Raw genomic sequence first — 18340 nt, forward strand, 5'->3', positions numbered from 1 at the left:
GTAGGAGCGGGCTTGCTCGCGAAGGGGTCTTCACAGTCGCCCCAGTGCAACTGCCGGTCGCCCCAGTTCGTGTGGACAGTGTTCTCGCTGGGTAAGGTTGTGGGTACGGCGCACCAGACGCCACTCCCCACAATAAAGCTGCCGAGTGAGACCTCTTTCATGAAAAGACTGTTCACCCGTTACCTGTTGACGCTTACCGGCGCCGCGCTGCTCAGTGCGCACGCCATGGCGGCTGAACCCGCCTCGTGCAAAACCGTGCGCATGGGCGTGGTCAGCTGGACCGACGTGGTCGCCACCTCGGGCATGGCCGATGTGCTGCTCAATGGCCTGGGCTACGACAGCAAACAGACCAGCGCCGTGCAGCAGATCATCTTTGCCGGCATCCGTGACAAACGCCTGGATATCTTCCTCGGCTACTGGAAGCCGGCGATGGACAACAACATCGCGCCGTTCCTGGCCGCCAAGCAGGTCAAGGTCTTCGACACCCCCAGCCTGGCCGACGCCCAGGCTACCTTGGCCGTGCCGCAATACGTGGCCGACGCCGGCTTGAAAACCTTCGCCGATATTGCCCGCTTCAAGGACCAACTCGGCGGCAAGATCTATGGCATCGAGCCCGGCAGCGGCGCCAATACCGATATCCAGAAAATGATCGACACCAACCACTTCGGCCTGGGCGACTTCAAGCTGGTGGCTTCCGGTGAAGCTGGCATGCTCGCCGCCGTGCAGCGGGCGGTGAATCGCAAAGAGTTCGTGGTGTTTGTCGGCTGGACGCCGCACCCGATGAACATCAACATGAAAATGGCCTACCTCACCGGCAGCGAAGACGTGTTCGGCGCCAATGAGGGCCGTGCCACGGTGTCCACCGTCACCGCCCCGGATTTCGCCGAGCACTGCCCCAACGCCAACCACCTGCTGGAAAACCTGACCTTTACCGCCGCCCAGGAAAGCCAGTTGATGGTACCGATCATGGCGCGCCAGTCGCCGCAGGACGTGGCCAAGCAGTGGTTGCGCGACCATCCCGAGGACTTGCAGCGCTGGCTGGCCGGGGTGACTGCATTTGATGGCAGCGATGGCGTGGCGTCCGTACAAGCCAAGCTGAAACCCTGAGCCGGGCTCGGTAGATCAAACAATACACAGCAAATGTGGGAGCAGGCTTGCTCGCGAATGCGATAGGCCAGCCAACTCATCAGGCGACTGATACACCGCCTTCGCGAGCAAGCCCGCTCCCACAGGTGGATCTCCATTGTCAGGGATATTTGCGCATGTACCCGATTTCTCCGCAGATGGCGGCTTTTGTCGCCAGGACCGAGTCCTTCACCAGCGACGATTCCTCCCTGGCTGGGCTGCGCCAAAACTACGACCGCATGTGCCAGGCGTTCACCCCACCCGTGCCTGAGGGATTGACGGTCAAGGACGTCTCTCTCGGCGGCGTCGGTGTACGCAGCTACGTGCCGACGACGCCCACGCCGGCGCAGGGCTGGCCCTGTCTTCTATATATGCACGGCGGCGGCTGGGTGGTCGGCGGGCTGGATTCCCATGACTTCATCTGTTTCGAACTGGCCAGCGCGTTGCAGTTGCTGGTGATCGCCATCGACTACCGCCTGGCGCCGGAACACCCGTTTCCGGCGGCCTATGAGGATTGCCGCGCGGTGTGGCAGGCGCTCCAGGCGGGGGCGGCACCGTATGCCATCGACCCCCAACGCCTGGCGGTGATCGGCGACAGTGCCGGCGGCAACCTGGCGGCGGCGCTATGCCTGGGTTTGCGCGACGACGGGCAGCCGTTGCCCCGGGCCCAGGTGTTGATCTACCCGGGCCTGGGTGGCCCGGCCGATTTGCCCTCGCGCCGCGATTGCATGGACGCGCCGCTGCTCAGCACCGCCGACACCGATTGCTACCTGGCACTTTACCTGCGCGGCGCGGGCAAGCCGTCGGCCTATGCGATGCCGCTGCTGGCCAGGGATTTCAGCGGCTTGCCCAAGGCACTGGTCGCCGTGGCCCAGTTCGACCCGCTGCGTGACGACGGCATGCTTTACGCCGAACGCCTGCAACAGTCAGGCGTGGCCGCTGTGCTGTACCCCGGCAAAGGCCTGGTCCATGGCTGTTTGCGCGCGCGTGGCCAGGTGCCGGAAGTCGACCGGCTGTACGGCTATCTGTTGGACTACCTCAGGAGCGAAGGGCTGACACAGGTCTAAGTGCTCAAGGACATGCTCATTGCACAATTCGGGTTTATAGTGCCAGACGGCAAAATAAAAGACGTCCCCCCAGGGATGAACCCGACCCCCTACGGAGCGCGCAATGCAGACTTGGTACCCGCAGATCAAACCCTACGCCCGGCACGATCTGGCCGTCGATGACACCCACACGCTGTACGTCGATGAAAGTGGCTCCCCCGAGGGCTTGCCCGTTGTCTTCATTCATGGCGGCCCCGGCGCCGGTTGCGACGCCCAGAGCCGCTGCTATTTTGACCCGAACCTGTACCGCATCGTCACCTTTGACCAGCGCGGCTGCGGGCGCTCCACGCCACGCGCCAGCCTGGAAAACAACACCACCTGGGACCTGGTCGCCGACCTCGAGCGCATCCGCGAACACCTGGGCATCGACAAATGGGTGCTGTTCGGCGGTTCCTGGGGGTCGACCCTGGCGCTGGCCTACGCGCAAACCCACCCCGAGCGTGTGCATGGCCTGATCGTGCGCGGCATCTTCCTGGCCCGCCCGCAGGATATCCACTGGTTCTACCAGGAGGGCGCGAGCCGCCTGTTCCCGGACTACTGGCAGGACTACATCGCGCCGATCCCGGCCGATGAGCGTCATGACATGATCACGGCCTACCACAAGCGCCTGACTGGCAACGACCAGATCGCCCAGATGCACGCGGCCAAGGCCTGGTCCGGCTGGGAAGGGCGCATGCTCGGCCTGTGCCCGAGCCCGCAGCATGTGGAGCGTTTTTCCGAGCCGCAACGTGCGCTGTCGATTGCGCGCATCGAGTGCCACTACTTCACCAACAACTCCTTCCTGGAACCCAACCAGCTGATTCGCGACATGCACAAGATCGCCCATCTGCCTGGCGTAATCATTCATGGGCGCTACGATATGATCTGCCCGCTGGATAACGCCTGGGAGCTGCATCAGGCCTGGCCCAACAGCGAGCTGCAGGTGATCCGCGAGGCGGGCCATGCCGCGTCCGAGCCGGGTATTACCGATGCGCTGGTGCGTGCGACCGCCGAAATGGCACGCCGCCTGCTTGATCTGCCGCCAGAAGAAGCATGAAGGGCCTGTTGCAACGGGTGCGTGGCGCCCGCGTCGAAGTAGACGGCGAAATCGTCGGGGCGATTGACCAGGGTTTGCTGGTGCTGGTGGCCGTCGAGCCGTCGGATACGCCCGAAAGTGCCGATAAGCTGCTGCACAAGCTGCTTAACTACCGTGTGTTCAGCGACGACGAGGGCAAGATGAACCTGTCGTTGAAGGACATCGGCGGTGGTTTGCTGCTGGTGTCGCAGTTCACGCTGGCGGCGGACACCAAAAGCGGGTTGCGGCCAAGCTTCTCCACGGCGGCACCGCCCGCCCTGGGAGCGGCGCTATTTGATCACTTGCTGTTACAAGCGCAACAATTGCATGGCAAGGTGGCGTCGGGGCGTTTTGGTGCCGATATGCAGGTGCATTTGGTCAATGATGGCCCTGTGACCTTCCTCTTACAGACATGAATGTATTAAAAACGACTTTAATGCCTAAAAACGCAGGGTTTCGCTACAAATACTTCGTTGTCCCTGATGCGTTGTCTCGCGGGCTACTAGATAATCGCGCGCTACGGGGATCAGCGTTGTTTGGTCCATTTTTGACTTAGGTAGAGACTTGTCCGATCGCCATTGGGGAATCATTTTGACCCAGGGGAGTCGGAACAATGCTCGCCAACCTGGCATATAGATAGCTGGCCGTTGGTTTTTTGATCTGTTTTCGGCGAGGGTTGCTCGTGATTGTTAGTCCCTGTAATGCACCAAAATTGTCTGCCAAACGGTTACGAAACGCACTGGTGACGGGCTCTGCCCTGTTTTGCCTGTTCGGCGCGGGTCAACTGTGGGCATTCAGTCTGGATGATGTGTCGGCCAAGGCAAAAGAGCTGGCCGGGCAGAAATACGAAGCTCCGCGCAGCAATCTGCCGAACGAATTCCGCGAAATGAAATTCGCTGACTACCAAAAGATTCGTTTCCGCAACGAAAAAGCCGAGTGGGCCGATCAGAACACCCCGTTCAAGCTGTCCTTCTATCACCAGGGTATGCATTTCGATACACCGGTGAAAATCAACGAAGTCACTGCCGACAGCGTCCAGGAAATCAAATACGACCCGACGCGCTTCGATTTCGGCGACGTCAAGTTTGATCCCAAGGCCACCGAACAGCTGGGTTATGCCGGTTTCCGCGTGCTGTACCCGATCAACAAGGGCGACAAGCAAGACGAAATCATGACCATGCTCGGCGCCAGCTACTTCCGCGTCGTGGGCAAGGACCAGGTCTACGGCCTGTCCGCCCGTGGCATGGCGATTGATACCGCGCTGCCGTCCGGTGAAGAATTCCCGCGTTTCACCGAGTTCTGGATCGAGCGCCCGAAGCCGGGTGACAAGCACCTGGTGATCTTCGCCCTGCTGGACTCGCCACGTGCCACCGGCGCGTACCGCTTGATCCTGCGTCCGGGCACCGACACCGTGGTCGACGTCAAATCCCAGATGTTCCTGCGCGACAAGGTCAGCAAGCTGGGCGTTGCCCCGTTGACCTCGATGTTCCTGTTCGGCGCCAACCAGCCGTCCAAGGTCCTCAACTACCGTCGCGAGCTGCACGATTCCAGCGGCCTGTCGATCCATGCCGGTAACGGCGAGTGGATCTGGCGCCCACTGAACAACCCTAAACACCTGTCGGTCAGCAACTTCACCGTCGAGAACCCGCGTGGGTTCGGCCTGCTGCAGCGTGGTCGCAACTTCAGCCACTACGAAGACCTGGACGACAACTACGACAAGCGCCCAAGCGCCTGGATCGAGCCTGAAGGCGACTGGGGCAAGGGTTCCGTCGACCTGGTAGAGATCCCGACCGCCGACGAGACCAACGACAACATCGTGGCGTTCTGGAGCCCGGCCGAATTGCCGGAAGTCGGCAAGCCGCTGGATGTTGCCTATCGCCTGCACTGGACGCTGGACGACGCCGCGTTCCACTCGCCGGACAGCGCCTGGGTCAAGCAGACCCTGCGTTCCACCGGTGATGTGAAGCAATCGAACCTGATCCGTCAGCCGGATGGCAGCGTTGCCTACCTGGTCGACTTCGAAGGTCCGTCCCTGAAAAAACTGCTGCCGGACGCCCCGGTGCGCAGCCAGGTGAGCGTGGGTGACAACGCTGAAATCGTGGAAAACAGCGTGCGTTACAACGAGCACACCAAAGGCTGGCGCCTGACCCTGCGCATGAAGATCAAGGACGCAGGCAAGCCGACCGAAATGCGCGCCGCACTGGTGCAAGACATCGTGCAGCCGGAGCCGGAGCAGGTTTCGACGCAAGTGCTCAAGGCTGACAAGGTCCTGGCCAAGCAGCACGAGAAACAGGCCAAGAAAGACGCGAAAGACAAGGAAGCCAAGCAGCCAGAAGCTGCCCCAGCCACGCCGGAGCCGATCAAGACCGAGCAAGTCCTGACCGAAACCTGGAGCTATCAGTTGCCTGCCGATGAGTAATTCTCAAGTCCAGCCAGAGACTCTCTCCGAGTATCTGGCGCATCTCCCGATGACCGCTGATCAGCGCGCCGAACTGGCGGGCTGCACATCCTTCACCGAGCTGCACGAGCGCTTGTCGTCGTCGACGTTCGATGCGCCGGTCGATGCCGCCCAGGCGTCGGTCGGCCGCCGGCTGACCCTGAACACGGCCGAAGAGCTGCAAGACGCCGAAATGCTCGCGCTCGACGCCAACGGCCGCGTGTGCCTCAAGGCCACGCCGCCGATTCGCCGTACCAAGGTCGTGCCTGAGCCATGGCGCACCAATATCCTGGTGCGTGGCTGGCGGCGCCTGACCGGTCGCACCAACCCGCCGAAGCCGCCGAAAGACGAGCGTGTGTTGCCGGCTGCGCGCTGGCGCACCGTCGGTTCGATCCGCCGCTACATCCTGCTGGTGCTGATGCTCGGCCAGACCATCGTCGCCGGCTGGTACATGAAAGGCATCATGCCGTACCAGGGCTGGTCGCTGGTCGACTTCGACGAGATCCGCAACCAGACCCTGCTGCAAACCGCCACCCAGGTACTGCCTTACGCCCTGCAAACCAGCATCCTGATCATGTTCGGGATTTTGTTCTGCTGGGTTTCGGCCGGTTTCTGGACCGCGCTGATGGGCTTCCTGGAGTTGCTCACCGGCCACGACAAATACCGGATCTCCGGTAAAAGTGCCGGCGACGAGCCGATCCCGAAAGATGCGCGCACCGCGCTAGTGATGCCGATCTGCAACGAAGACGTGCCGCGTGTGTTTGCGGGGCTGCGCGCGACGTTCGAGTCGGTGGCCGCCACCGGTGACCTGGATCGCTTCGACTTCTTCGTGCTCAGCGACAGTAATGACGCCGACATCTGCATCGCCGAGCAGCAAGCCTGGCTCGACGTGTGCCGCGAAGCCGGCGGCTTCGGCAAGATCTTCTATCGCCGCCGTCGCCGTCGCGTCAAACGCAAGAGCGGCAACCTCGACGACTTCTGCCGTCGTTGGGGCGGTGACTACAAGTACATGGTAGTCCTCGACGCCGACAGCGTGATGAGCGGCGAATGCCTGACCAGCCTGGTCCGCCTGATGGAAGCCACGCCGGATGCCGGGATTATCCAGACCGCGCCGCGTGCGTCGGGCATGGACACCCTGTATGCACGCATGCAGCAGTTTGCCACCCGCGTCTACGGCCCGCTGTTCACTGCCGGCCTGCACTTCTGGCAGCTGGGTGAATCCCACTACTGGGGTCACAACGCAATCATCCGCATGAAGCCGTTTATCGAGCACTGCGCCCTCGCGCCGTTGCCGGGCAAGGGTGCGTTTGCCGGTGCGATTCTCTCCCACGACTTCGTCGAAGCCGCGCTGATGCGCCGTGCCGGCTGGGGCGTGTGGATTGCCTACGACCTGCCGGGCAGCTACGAAGAGTTGCCGCCGAACCTGCTCGACGAACTCAAGCGTGACCGTCGCTGGTGCCACGGCAACCTGATGAACTTCCGCCTGTTCCTCGTCAAAGGCATGCACCCGGTGCACCGCGCGGTGTTCCTGACCGGTGTGATGTCTTATCTGTCGGCGCCGTTGTGGTTCTTCTTCCTGGTGTTGTCCACCGCGTTGCTGGCGGTCAACACCCTGATGGAGCCGCAGTACTTCATGGCGCCACGCCAGTTGTACCCGCTGTGGCCGCAATGGCATCCGGACAAGGCGGTAGCGCTGTTCTCCACCACCATCGTGCTGCTGTTCCTGCCCAAGTTGCTGAGCATCATCCTGATCTGGGCCAAGGGCGCGAAAGAGTTCGGCGGCAAGTTCAAGGTGACCTTGTCGATGCTGCTGGAGATGTTGTTCTCCATGCTGCTGGCCCCGGTGCGGATGATTTTCCACACGCGTTTCGTACTTGCCGCGTTCCTCGGCTGGGCCGCGACCTGGAATTCGCCGCAGCGTGACGACGACTCCACCCCCTGGAGCGAAGCGGTCAAGCGCCACGGCCCGCAAACCGTGCTCGGCTTCCTGTGGGCGCTGCTGGTGGTGTGGTTGAACCCAAGTTTCCTGTGGTGGCTGATCCCGATCGTCGGTTCGCTGATGCTGTCGATCCCGGTGTCGGTGATTTCCAGCCGGGTCAAGCTGGGCCTCAAGTCGCGTGACGAGAGCCTGTTCCTGATCCCTGAGGAATACAATCCGCCGCAAGCCCTGCTGTCGACCGAGAAGTACACCCACGAAAACCGTTGGCACGCACTCAACGACGGCTTCGTGCGTTCGGTGGTCGACCCGCAGCAGAACGCCCTGGCCTGCGCCCTGGCGACCTCGCGGCACCGTGAAGCGGAGCCGATCGAGTACGTGCGTGTCGAGCGTGTGCGTCATGCGTTGAAAGTCGGCCCTGCCGGCCTCAACAATGCCGAGCGCCTGGCCTTGCTCAGTGATCCGGTAGCCCTGGCCCGCCTGCACGAGCAGGTCTGGAGCGAAGGGCACCCCGAGTGGCTCGCCGCCTGGCGTGACTCGATCAAGGCCGATCCGCACGCGCCGTTGCTGCCGCTGCAACCGCTGTCGTCCCAGGCCCAACCGGCCTGATTCAGACGCCCCCGAGGGTTCTCCTCGGGGGTGTTCGAGACGCGTGTCCTACAGCGTTTCGACCCTCTTCCGTATCTCTCTAACTCCTTGTTATTTCGAAACAAAAGACCCTCGTCCGGGGCGTATTGCCGTGCGCGCGGCTGGGTTAGCATCGCCCCGAATTTGACGTAGTCACAGGGGGATTCATGAATAAACGGTATTGTTCGGCACTGCTGATAGTCGCTGTCGCGTGGCTGCACATCGGCCTGGTCCAGGCCGGGGCGATTGATGACGCCGTTCGGCGCGGCGTGCTCAAGGTGGGCACCACGCCCACTTACGTTCCGTTTGAAATGACCGACAAACAGGGACATATCGTCGGCTTTGAAATCGATCTGCTCAGGGTGATGAGCCAGGCCCTGGGGGTGGAGCTGGAGCTGGTCAGCGTGCCCTATACGGAGCTGATGCCGGGGTTGCTGGCGAAGAAGTTCGACCTGATCGGCAGCGGCATGACGGTCACTCAGGAGCGCAACCTGAAACTGAATTTCAGCGACTCTTTCATCGTGGTCGGCCAGTCCGTGCTGCTGCACCCCAGCCTGCTCGGCAAGGTCGGCAGCGTTGAAGACCTCGACGACGCCAGCTACCGCATCGCCACCACCGAAGGCACCACCGGCGAGGCGGCGGCGCAACGCTTTCTCGGCGCGGCGCGATTAAGCAGTTTTGCCACGCCGGAGGAGGGTGTGCATCAGGTGGTGACCGGTGCGGCCGATGCCTTTATCCATGATGCGCCCTACAACCTGATCGCCCTGGGGCGCCCGGAAAACAGCGCGCTGCTGGCCCTGGAACAGCCGTTCACCTTCGAGCCACTGGCGTTTGGAGTAAAAAAGGGCGATTTCGACAGCCTCAACTGGATCAACCATTTCCTCAATCAGATCGCCCAGGACGGCACCTATGATCGCTTGCACGACAAGTGGTTTAAAGACACAGCCTGGTTGAAGGAAATCCACTGAAAGTCAACTTCTTACACATCAATCCGTTGGCGCTTTGCCGTGTGCATGCGTCTAGTCCTGCGCTTGGCTGCACCGTTGTGGGGCCTTTGCGACATACGCCGATAACAATTACCCGTGAAACCTTTGTGACGGGCATCGAGTGGGTTAGGATCGCACCCCGAAATGGTGCAGCCCGTTTGCGCGCCGACCTCATAAGAAACGTTCAGGGGACTTGATGATGAAAAAGTATCTTTCGATGCTGCTGCTCGGCGTCACGGCGCTGGTTGCCGCCACTGCGGCCCAGGCCGGCGCCATCGACGATGCGGTCAAGCGCGGCACGCTGAAAGTCGGCATGGACCCGACCTACATGCCGTTCGAGATGACCGACAAGCGTGGCGAGATCATCGGCTTTGAAGTCGACATCCTCAAGGCCCTGGCCAAGTCCATGGGCGTCAAGCTGGAGCTGGTCTCCACCGGTTATGACGGGATCATTCCGGCGTTCCTGACCGGCAAGTTCGACATGATCGGCAGCGGCATGACCCTGACCCAGGAGCGCAACCTGCGCCTGAACTTCAGCGAACCCTTCATCGTCGTCGGCCAGACCCTGCTGATTCGCAAGGACCTGGAAGGCACCATCAAGTCCTACAAGGACTTGAACGACGAGAAATACCGCTTGACCTCCAAGCTCGGCACCACCGGTGAGATGGTCGCCAAGAAGCTGATCTCCAAGGCCAAGTACCACGGCTATGACAACGAGCAGGAAGGCGTGCTGGACGTGGTCAACGGCAAGGCCGACGCCTTTGTGTATGACGCCCCCTACAACGTGGTTGCCGAGAAAAAAGTCGGTAACGGCAAGCTGGTATTCCTGGAAGAACCCTTCACCTTCGAACCGTTGGCGTTTGGCCTGAAAAAGGGTGACTACGACAGCATCAACTACATCAACAACTTCCTGCACCAGATCCGCAACGACGGCACCTACGATCGTATACATGACAAGTGGTTCAAGAGCTCCGAGTGGCTCAAGGACATGGAATAAGTTCGGCTGAATACCGAGTCGCGTCCTTCGCGAGCAAGCCCGCTCCCACATTTTTGACCGCATTCTCAAGTTGGAACTCGGTCAAGTGTGGGAGCGGGTTTGCTCGCGAAAGCGGCCTGACAGGCGACATCAATCCCGGAACCTGAAATGAAACAGAAAAAAGCCCAGTGGCCCTGGCACCTGCTGACCGTGGTCGTGCTGGTCGGCCTGGCCGGCGCGTTGTACTACGCCACGTCGTTGATGTCCTACGAATGGCGCTGGAACCGCGTACCGCAGTACTTCGCCTATCAGGCCGAAACGTCGCAGCGTGCCGCCGATATCTCCACCGTGGTCGAGCTGGTGCGCAAAGGCGATGTGGCCGAAGTGACCCTGCGCAACGATGCCGGCGTGGAGCAGAAGCTCAGCGTGGCCGACAACAGCCTGCAAGTGGCGCGCGGTGACGATGTGGCCGAGGGCGATGTGGTCGGTGTGACCCGGCATTGGGCGTTGGGGCCACTGATGTGGGGCTTGTGGACCACGTTGTGGCTGTCGGTGGTGTCCGGCATTCTCGGTTTGGCGATTGGTTTGGCGACCGGGTTGTGCCGTCTGTCCACTAATCCGACCTTGCGCGATCTATCGACGATCTACGTCGAACTGGTGCGTGGTACACCGCTGTTGGTGCAGATCTTCATTTTCTATTTCTTTATCGGCACGGTGCTCAACCTGTCCCGCGAGTTTGCCGGGATCGCCGCACTGTCGCTGTTCACCGGTGCCTATGTGGCCGAGATTGTGCGCGCCGGCGTGCAGTCCATCACCCGTGGCCAGAACGAAGCCGCGCGCTCCCTGGGCCTGAGTGCCAGCCAGTCGATGCGCCACGTGGTACTGCCGCAGGCGTTCAAGCGCGTGCTGCCGCCGCTGGCCGGGCAATTTATCAGCCTGGTGAAAGACACCTCGCTGGTGTCGGTGATCGCGATTACCGAACTGCTCAAGAGTGGCCGCGAGGTGATCACCACTTCGTTCTCGCCGTTTGAAATCCTGTTCTGCGTGGCAGGCCTGTACCTGCTGATCAACCTGCCGCTGTCGAAAATGGCCAGCCGGCTTGAGCGGAGGCTCGCGCAAAGTGATTGAAGTCCGCGATCTGGTAAAAGTCTTCGACACCCGTGGCCATGTGGTGCGCGCGGTGGATAACGTCACCACTCAAGTCGCCAAGGGCGAAGTGCTGGTGGTCATTGGCCCGTCGGGCTCCGGCAAGTCGACGTTCCTGCGCTGCCTCAACGGCCTGGAGGAATTCGATTCGGGTTCGGTGAGCATCGACGGCCTGCAACTGGCTGACCCGAAGACCGACGTGAACGCCTATCGCCGTGAAGTCGGCATGGTGTTCCAGCATTTCAACCTGTTCCCGCACATGACCGTGCTGGAAAACCTGTGCCTGGCGCAAAAAGTCGTGCGCAAGCGCGGCAAGCAGGAGCGTGAGGCCAAGGCCCTGGCGCTGCTGGAAAAGGTCGGTATTGCGCAGAAAGCCAACGAGTTCCCGTCGCGACTGTCCGGCGGCCAGCAACAGCGCGTGGCGATTGCCCGGGCGCTGGCGATGGAACCCAAGGTGATGCTGTTCGACGAACCGACCTCGGCGCTTGACCCGGAAATGGTCGGCGAAGTGCTGGACGTCATGAAGACCCTGGCCCTGGAAGGCATGACCATGGTCTGCGTGACCCACGAAATGGGTTTTGCCCGCGAAGTGGCGGACCGGGTGCTGTTCTTCGATCACGGTAAATTGCTCGAAGACGCGGCCCCGGCCGAGTTCTTCGACGCGCCGAAAGACCCACGGGCCCAGGCATTCCTACGTCAGGTCCTGTAACGCGCGAGGGGCGCTCAGACTTTGAACCGCCCCACACACTGTTGCAGATCCGTTCCCAGCCGCGCCAGCTCAAGACTCGCCGCCGCCGTCTGCTCACTGGCGGTGGCGGTCTGTTCCGAGGCGTCGCGGACTTTCAAGACACTTCGATTGATCTCCTCGGCGACTGCACTTTGCTCTTCAGCGGCTGCGGCGATCTGCGGGTTCATCTCCTGAATGACTGCCACGGTGCGGGCGATCTCGGTCAGGGCATCCCCGGCGTTGCGCGTCAGGGTGACGCTGTTGTCGGTCAGGGTGCGGCTGTAGTCCATGATGTCGGCCACTTGTTGCGTGCCGCTGTGCAAGCCCCCGATCAGCCCCTCGATTTCCTCGGCAGACTGTTGGGTCCGCTGCGCCAGGCTGCGGACCTCATCGGCAACCACCGCAAAGCCGCGGCCAGCTTCGCCAGCGCGTGCGGCTTCTATCGCGGCGTTGAGCGCCAGCAGGTTGGTCTGCTGTGACACGGACTTGATCACCTCCAGCACGCTGCCGATCTTCTGACTCTCGTGTTGCAGCGCCAGCATGGCCTGGCTTGAGCGCGCCATCTCATGGGCCAGGTGTTCAATCTGCGCGACGGCATCCGTCACCACCTGATCGCCCAATTCCGCTTGTTGATTGGCTTCGGCTGCGGCGATGGACGCCTGCTCGGCGTGGCGCGCCACCTCCTGGGCAGTGGCCAGCATCTGGTTCATGGCTGTCGCGACCTGCTCGGTTTCATCGCGCTGATGACTGACCCCGGCACGGGTTTGCACGGTGATGGCCGCCAGCTCCTCGGCAGCACTGGCGATTTGCCGGGCGTTATCGCTGATATTGCCAATCAGCCCGCGCAGGTTCAGGGTCATTTGCGCCATGCTGCGTTGCAACTGGCCCAGTTCGTCCCGGCGCCTGGTCTGTATGTCGTGGCTCAGGTCGCCCTCGGCAATGCGATGGGCGACGTCCAGTGCCTTGCGCAGCGGCTTGACGATTTGCCCGGCAATCACCCAGGCGGCCAGGACACCGAGGAGCAACGCGGCAGCGGTAACCCCCAGCATCTGGGTGCGGGCTTGCTCGGCCTCACTGTCGCGCCTGTGGGTCTGGTCCTGGCTCAATAGGTCGCTCTGCGCGAGCAGTTGATCCAGCTGTTGCTCCAGTTGGGTTTGCGTATTTTCCGTGGTCAGTTGGGTGTCCTTGAGACGCGTGAGGTAAGTGCGGGTGCCGAGCACGGTATTTTTCAGCAGGTTGCCGTCCACCGGCAGTTTCGCCACGGCGGCCTGGGCGGTTTCCAGGCTGCGCTCTGCGTCACCGATCGCCTGCGCGTAGGCCTCCAGCGAACTGGCGGCCCACGCGGGGCTCTGCGCGCGATCTTCGGCCTGCTCGATGGCCTGGCGCAGGTCTTCGATGGCATCCAGGGCTTTTGCGTCCTCCTGGTCAGGCAGGTCGCTGGCCAGTTGTGCCAGGACGTCGCCGGTTCGCGATGAGCTTTGTTTCAGCTGTTCACGGGCGCCCTCGCGCTTTTCAACCAGCAGGGGCACGTCCTTGAGTATGGTTTTGAACGACGCTGAAATGCGCGTCATTTCCTGCAGGTATTCGATGGGTTTGGGTATTTTCAGTCGGCCGGAAAGCTCCACCAGCAGATCGTCGACTTTGCCCATGCTGACACTCAATTTATTCAGGCTGTTGGTATCGTCGAGGGTGCGATAAACAATTCTGTCGGCGCGCAGTTCCTCGCCAGTCACCGCCAGTTGCGCAAGTATCGTCAGCGTTTGTGATCGATAGAGCGAGGCGGCCAGGGCCTGCCAGCCGGTGACGGCAATCACCAGGCTCAGGGCCAGGACCAGCGAGAATCCCAGGACCAGCTTGAGGGTGACGCTGGCGTCACCCAACAGGTGCGTCATTCGAGCAAACATGGTGACCCCTCCGACAAGAGAACAACGGGCGTTCTTGAGGTGCGCAAGCACATTGAACTGACTGAACGCTAGTTCTCGGGGCGCGACGGCGGGGCTGATAAGTGCGTAGGAAATTTCACAGGGTATGCGCGGCGACCCAGGACAGGTCGCCACGCGGGGCGGGCATCAGACGCGGAAGCGGCTGACCAGCGCTTGCAGGTGCGTGCCCAGGCGCGCCAGTTCGGTGCTCGACGCAGCGGTTTCTTCGCTGGCCGCAGCGGTCTGTTCGGAGATGTCGCGCACATTGAGCACGCTGCGGTTGATCTCTTCGGCCACGGCGCTTTGCTGCTCGGCGGCGGTGGCGATCTGCGAGTTCATCGCCTGGATGGTCGATACCGTGCGGGTGATGCTGCCCAGGGCGCTGCCGGCCCGGCGGGTCAGCTCGACGCTGCTGTCGGTGAGGCCACGGCTGTTGTCCATGATGTTCGCTACCTGCTGGGTGCCGCTTTGCAGGCCGACAATCAGCTCCTCGATCTCCTCGGTGGACTTCTGGGTGCGCTGGGCCAGGCTGCGCACTTCATCGGCCACTACCGCGAAGCCGCGGCCGGCTTCACCGGCCCGCGCGGCCTCGATCGCCGCGTTGAGGGCCAGCAGGTTGGTTTGCTGGGCCACGGACTTGATCACATCAAGCACGCTGCCGATCTTGTCGCTTTCGCGCTGCAGATGGCCCATGGCCTCGGTGGAGTTACCGACCTCGGTGGCCAGGCGTTCGATCTGGGCGATGGCTTCGCCGACGACCTTGTCGCCTTCACGGGCTTGTTGGTCGGCGGCTACAGCGGCCTCGGAAGCTTCTTCGGCGTTGCGCGCCACTTCCTGCACCGTGGCAGCCATTTCATTCATGGCGGTGGCGACTTGGTCGGTCTCGACTTTCTGGCTGTTGACGCCGGCGCTGGTCTGTTCCGTCACGGCCGACAACTGCTCGGCGGCGCTGGCGATCTGGGTGACGCCGTCGCTGATGCCGCCGATCAGTTCGCGCAGGCCTACGGTCATGCTTTGCATGGCGCGTTGCAACTGGCCCAGCTCGTCCTTGCGCAGGGAAGTGAGGTTGTGGCTCAGGTCGCCGGAGGCTACGCGCTCGGCGACTTTAAGGGTCTGGTTCAGCGGAATGACGATCTGGCGCGTGATGGCCCAGGCCGCGACGACGCCGAAGATCAGCGCCAGTGCGGTGGCCAGCAGCAACAACTGTTTGGCCTGCGCTGCGTCGGTATCGCGCACCACTGTCTGGGAAGCCGTGAGTTTTTCGCTATGACCCAGCAGCACATCGCCCTGGGTGTTCATGATTGCCAGGGCCGCGGCACTGGCGACCTGGGAGTCACGGTACTGGCTGACGGCCGCGCGGTAGGCTTGCAGCGAAACGCTGGCCTCTTGCAGGTTGGCCTGGAACTCGGCCGGCAGTTGGCCTTCGAGTTCGGTGATTTTCTTCAGGGCGTTGTCGATGGCATCCAGCGCCGGCTGTTCGGCCTCGACTTTTCCGCTGTAGGTGTAGCCGCGCACCTGGAAGCGTGATTGCTGGATCAGCTTGCTCAGGTCGACCACACGATTGAACTGGGTGACGCTGTCCCCTTGCAGCAGGGTTTTTTCGACTTCGTTGATCTTGGCGACGGCGTTGTCGGCGGTGTCGCCGAGTTTGCTACGAGCGCCTTCACGCTTTAGACCGGCCTGGACCATGGCGCCGAAGGCTTTTTTGTATTGGTTCAAGGCGTCCAGTTGTTGCTCGACCAGGGCCTTGTCGTCGGGTTGCTCGATCAGGGACTCAGCAGTTTTCAGGCCGTTTTCCAGCTGTGTGATCAGGTCATTGACCGCGCCGGTGCCCTGTTCGCCACGGCGGGTTTCGAAGTCCAGGCGCGCCAGGCGCAGGTCTTTGGTCAGCCCGGTGAGGCTGGAGATGAAGCCCAGCTTGTCACCACGGCTGATCACCTCGCCCAGCCCGGTCCAGCCGGTGAACGTGATCAACAGGGTCAGGATCAACACCAGGCCAAAACCTATGCCCAGCTTGCGGTTGACGCTCACATTCCCCAGCTTTTCGGCTAACCAACGATACATGCTGCGATCTCCCCTGGAACAAGGCTTGGACTTATCCAGGGGTTATCGGCAGGGCGGGAAGATTCTGTAGGCGAAAGGGGTTGTGGCGGGCTTGCCCTGTGTTGGACTGTGCAGCAGGGCCAATCCAGCAGAGTGCGGTGGGTCAGGTGTTTATGAGTGGTGGGTTTGGGGCCGCTTCGCAGCCCAACGCGGGGCAAGCCCGCTCACCACAAAAAGCCTGCCAGCCATAAAAATTTCACCTGTCTCAGCTGGCAGGTTTGCCAGATCGCCCCTGAAACACCTTCATCCGCAACAAGTGGGGGATCAGAACAAGCGGGCGAGCAGGGCGGTGACGGCGGTTTCGACCCGCAGGATGCGCGCGCCCAGCTGGACTGGCTGCATTCCGGCCTTGCTCAGCAGGTCCACTTCATAGGGTATCCAGCCACCTTCCGGGCCAATGGCCAGGGTCACCGGCGTATCCAGCCCGCGCGGGCACGCCGGGTGATCGCCCGGATGGCCGATCAGGCCCAGGGTGCCCTCGGTCATGGCCGGCAGGCGGTCTTCGACGAAGGGTTTGAAGCGCTTCTCGATGATGATCTCGGGCAGCACGGTGTCGCGCGCCTGTTCAAGGCCGAGGATCAGTTGCTCGCGGATCGCCTCGGGTTCCAGGAACGGGGTTTGCCAGAAACTCTTTTCGACCCGATAGCTGTTGACCAGCACCACCTTGGGCACGCCCATGGCTGCCACGGTCTGCAGCACCCGACGCAGCATCTTCGGGCGCGGCAGGGCCAGCAGCAGGGTCAGCGGCAGTTTGGCCGGGGGCGGCAGGTCGAAGCTCACTTGCAGCTCGGCTTCGTGTGCTTCAAGGCGTTGCAGTTGCGCATTGCCCATCAGCCCGCCAATGCGGCCGACACGCAAGTTGTCGCCGACCGCCGCGCGGTGGACGTCCTGCATATGCACCAGGCGCCGATCACGCAAGATGACGCGGTCGGCCGCGATGAAGTCGGCCTCTTCGAGCAGCAGCAGGTTCACGGCTGGGTCGCTGGCGGCTGGTCGTCGTCGGCGGGTTGGTCATCCGGATGTTCGCCGCGCTTGCTGATCAAGGCGCTGAACAGGATGCCGATCTCGAACAGCATCCACATCGGCACGGCGAGCAGGGTCTGGGAGAAAATGTCCGGCGGCGTGAGGATCATGCCGACCACGAAGCAGCCGATGATCACGTACGGGCGGATTTTCTTCAGGTACTTCACGTCGACCACGCCGATCCACACCAGCAGCACCACCGCCACCGGGATTTCGAAGGCCACGCCGAAGGCGAAGAACAGCGTCATCACGAAGTCGAGGTAGCTGGTGATGTCGGTCATCATCTCCACGCCGGCCGGGGTGGCGGCAGCGAAGAACTTGAAGATCAGCGGGAACACCAGGAAGTAGGCGAACGCCATGCCGGTGTAGAACAGCAGGATGCTCGACACCAGCAGCGGCACGGCGATGCGTTTCTCGTGCTTGTACAGCCCCGGCGCGATAAAGCCCCAGATCTGGTGCAGGATCACCGGGATGGCCAGGAACAGCGAGACCATCATGGTCAGCTTCAGCGGCGTGAGGAACGGCGACGAGACGTCGGTGGCGATCATCGTCGCGCCGGCCGGCAGGTACTGGCGCAAGGGCGTGGAGACGAAGGTGTAGATCTGCTGGGTGAAGGCGAACAGCCCGGCAAAGATGATGAAGATGGCCGCTACGCAACGCAGCAGGCGGGTACGCAACTCGGTGAGGTGCGAGACCAGCGGCATGTGCTGGTCGTTTTCCGGTTTATCAGCGCTCATGGGGCTCGCGGCGGCAATGTAGGGTCATGGGGAGCGGGCGACGCAACGGGCGTCGGCGCTGGCTCTGTCGGGGCGGGAACGCTCGGTGCCGGGGTCGGTTCCACCACGGGTGCAGGCTCGGCCGCGGCGGGCGGCGCGATACTGTGTTCCACCACAGGCTCCGCCGGTTTGGCGGGTTCCTGCACCGGAGACAGGATTTTGCGCGCTTCCTGCTCCAACGACAGGATATGTTCGTTGTGCAACTGGCGACGGATCTCGTCGGCGCCGATTTCCCGTTCAACTTCCTGTTTGATGGCGTTGAAACTGCGTTTCAGGCGCCCGATCCACAGGCCCGCCGTGCGTGCGGCACCGGGCAGGCGTTCCGGCCCGAGTACCAGCAAGGCAACCAGGCCGACGAGGAGCAGTTCAGAGAAGCTGATACCAAACATTAGTCAG

At 62.2% G+C, this 18340-nt stretch carries 14 protein-coding genes and 2 pseudogenes; 10 read left to right on the plus strand and 6 right to left on the minus strand.

Annotated elements, in window-relative coordinates; translation table 11 throughout:
- The first annotated feature begins 159 nt into the window (after positions 1 to 159).
- The 10 genes and pseudogenes from choX (at position 160) to AC07SI_RS07005 (ending at position 12102) form a co-directional block, all read left to right on the plus strand.
- Entirely contained in the window at positions 160 to 1107 is a 948-nt protein-coding gene (gene choX, locus AC07SI_RS06960) for a choline ABC transporter substrate-binding protein (protein WP_120447426.1), read from the plus strand.
- A gap of 155 nt (positions 1108 to 1262) precedes the next feature.
- Positions 1263 to 2192, plus strand: coding sequence for an alpha/beta hydrolase (locus tag AC07SI_RS06965; protein ID WP_495005431.1), 930 nt, complete (start codon positions 1263 to 1265; stop codon positions 2190 to 2192).
- A 103-nt stretch (positions 2193 to 2295) separates the two neighbouring features.
- Positions 2296 to 3267: a prolyl aminopeptidase gene (gene pip / locus AC07SI_RS06970; protein WP_065899862.1), complete on the plus strand. Its 972-nt coding sequence runs from the start codon at positions 2296 to 2298 to the stop codon at positions 3265 to 3267.
- Positions 3264 to 3701 carry a D-aminoacyl-tRNA deacylase gene (gene dtd, locus AC07SI_RS06975; protein WP_106805386.1) on the plus strand — a complete coding sequence of 146 codons (438 nt, stop codon included), beginning with the start codon at positions 3264 to 3266 and terminating at the stop codon, positions 3699 to 3701. Before pip ends, dtd begins: the two co-directional genes overlap by 4 nt.
- Before the next feature lie 323 nt (positions 3702 to 4024).
- Positions 4025 to 5704 carry a glucan biosynthesis protein G gene (locus AC07SI_RS06980; protein WP_207200698.1) on the plus strand — a complete coding sequence of 560 codons (1680 nt, stop codon included), beginning with the start codon at positions 4025 to 4027 and terminating at the stop codon, positions 5702 to 5704.
- A pseudogene (mdoH, locus tag AC07SI_RS06985) lies at positions 5697 to 8269 on the plus strand (glucans biosynthesis glucosyltransferase MdoH); the annotation flags it as partial. The gene AC07SI_RS06980 and the pseudogene mdoH, both read left to right, overlap by 8 nt.
- A 183-nt stretch (positions 8270 to 8452) precedes the next feature.
- Complete coding sequence (locus AC07SI_RS06990) at positions 8453 to 9253, plus strand: transporter substrate-binding domain-containing protein (protein WP_120447428.1); 801 nt, start codon at positions 8453 to 8455, stop codon at positions 9251 to 9253.
- A 217-nt stretch (positions 9254 to 9470) separates the two neighbouring features.
- On the plus strand, positions 9471 to 10268 hold the full coding sequence (locus AC07SI_RS06995) for a transporter substrate-binding domain-containing protein (protein WP_065899930.1): 798 nt from the start codon (positions 9471 to 9473) through the stop codon (positions 10266 to 10268).
- Between the two features lie 147 nt (positions 10269 to 10415).
- Positions 10416 to 11375: an amino acid ABC transporter permease gene (locus AC07SI_RS07000; protein ID WP_065899870.1), complete on the plus strand. Its 960-nt coding sequence runs from the start codon at positions 10416 to 10418 to the stop codon at positions 11373 to 11375.
- The gene (locus AC07SI_RS07005) at positions 11368 to 12102 is read left to right on the plus strand and encodes an amino acid ABC transporter ATP-binding protein (protein WP_058423697.1); all 735 of its coding nucleotides are present in this window, start codon (positions 11368 to 11370) and stop codon (positions 12100 to 12102) included. Before AC07SI_RS07000 ends, AC07SI_RS07005 begins: the two co-directional genes overlap by 8 nt.
- Before the next feature lie 14 nt (positions 12103 to 12116).
- Here AC07SI_RS07005 and AC07SI_RS07010 read toward each other — a convergent pair whose 3' ends face one another.
- From AC07SI_RS07010 to tatB, 6 genes and pseudogenes are all read right to left on the minus strand, one after another.
- Positions 12117 to 14024, minus strand: a complete 1908-nt coding sequence (locus AC07SI_RS07010) for a methyl-accepting chemotaxis protein (protein WP_495005432.1) — start codon at positions 14022 to 14024, stop codon at positions 12117 to 12119.
- Between the two features lie 165 nt (positions 14025 to 14189).
- On the minus strand, positions 14190 to 15062 hold the full coding sequence (locus tag AC07SI_RS07015) for a methyl-accepting chemotaxis protein (protein ID WP_410017410.1): 873 nt from the start codon (positions 15060 to 15062) through the stop codon (positions 14190 to 14192).
- A 33-nt stretch (positions 15063 to 15095) separates the two neighbouring features.
- Positions 15096 to 16106, minus strand: a pseudogene (locus tag AC07SI_RS07020) (methyl-accepting chemotaxis protein); the annotation flags it as partial.
- Between the two features lie 303 nt (positions 16107 to 16409).
- On the minus strand, positions 16410 to 17117 hold the full coding sequence (locus AC07SI_RS07025) for a 16S rRNA (uracil(1498)-N(3))-methyltransferase (RefSeq protein WP_065899879.1): 708 nt from the start codon (positions 17115 to 17117) through the stop codon (positions 16410 to 16412).
- Positions 17114 to 17905 carry a twin-arginine translocase subunit TatC gene (tatC, locus tag AC07SI_RS07030; protein ID WP_065899881.1) on the minus strand — a complete coding sequence of 264 codons (792 nt, stop codon included), beginning with the start codon at positions 17903 to 17905 and terminating at the stop codon, positions 17114 to 17116. The genes AC07SI_RS07025 and tatC overlap by 4 nt, the downstream gene beginning before the upstream one ends.
- Complete coding sequence (gene tatB, locus AC07SI_RS07035; protein WP_106805383.1) at positions 17902 to 18333, minus strand: Sec-independent protein translocase protein TatB; 432 nt, start codon at positions 18331 to 18333, stop codon at positions 17902 to 17904. The genes tatC and tatB overlap by 4 nt, the downstream gene beginning before the upstream one ends.
- Positions 18334 to 18340: the final 7 nt, after the last annotated feature.

This window comes from Pseudomonas sp. GW821-FHT05D12, assembly GCF_059419825.1.

What these genes read in the sequence shown, in the direction of transcription:
- tatB (WP_106805383.1), bottom strand. Translation starts at nt 18,333, where the DNA reads ATGTTTGGTATCAGCTTCTCTGAACTGCTCCTCGTCGGCCTGGTTGCC.
- AC07SI_RS06995 (WP_065899930.1), top strand. Translation starts at nt 9,471, where the DNA reads ATGAAAAAGTATCTTTCGATGCTGCTGCTCGGCGTCACGGCGCTGGTT.
- AC07SI_RS07000 (WP_065899870.1), top strand. Translation starts at nt 10,416, where the DNA reads ATGAAACAGAAAAAAGCCCAGTGGCCCTGGCACCTGCTGACCGTGGTC.
- choX (WP_120447426.1), top strand. Translation starts at nt 160, where the DNA reads ATGAAAAGACTGTTCACCCGTTACCTGTTGACGCTTACCGGCGCCGCG.
- tatC (WP_065899881.1), bottom strand. Translation starts at nt 17,905, where the DNA reads ATGAGCGCTGATAAACCGGAAAACGACCAGCACATGCCGCTGGTCTCG.
- AC07SI_RS06990 (WP_120447428.1), top strand. Translation starts at nt 8,453, where the DNA reads ATGAATAAACGGTATTGTTCGGCACTGCTGATAGTCGCTGTCGCGTGG.
- dtd (WP_106805386.1), top strand. Translation starts at nt 3,264, where the DNA reads ATGAAGGGCCTGTTGCAACGGGTGCGTGGCGCCCGCGTCGAAGTAGAC.
- AC07SI_RS07015 (WP_410017410.1), bottom strand. Translation starts at nt 15,062, where the DNA reads ATGCAAAGCATGACCGTAGGCCTGCGCGAACTGATCGGCGGCATCAGC.
- AC07SI_RS07010 (WP_495005432.1), bottom strand. Translation starts at nt 14,024, where the DNA reads ATGTTTGCTCGAATGACGCACCTGTTGGGTGACGCCAGCGTCACCCTC.
- pip (WP_065899862.1), top strand. Translation starts at nt 2,296, where the DNA reads ATGCAGACTTGGTACCCGCAGATCAAACCCTACGCCCGGCACGATCTG.
- AC07SI_RS06965 (WP_495005431.1), top strand. Translation starts at nt 1,263, where the DNA reads ATGTACCCGATTTCTCCGCAGATGGCGGCTTTTGTCGCCAGGACCGAG.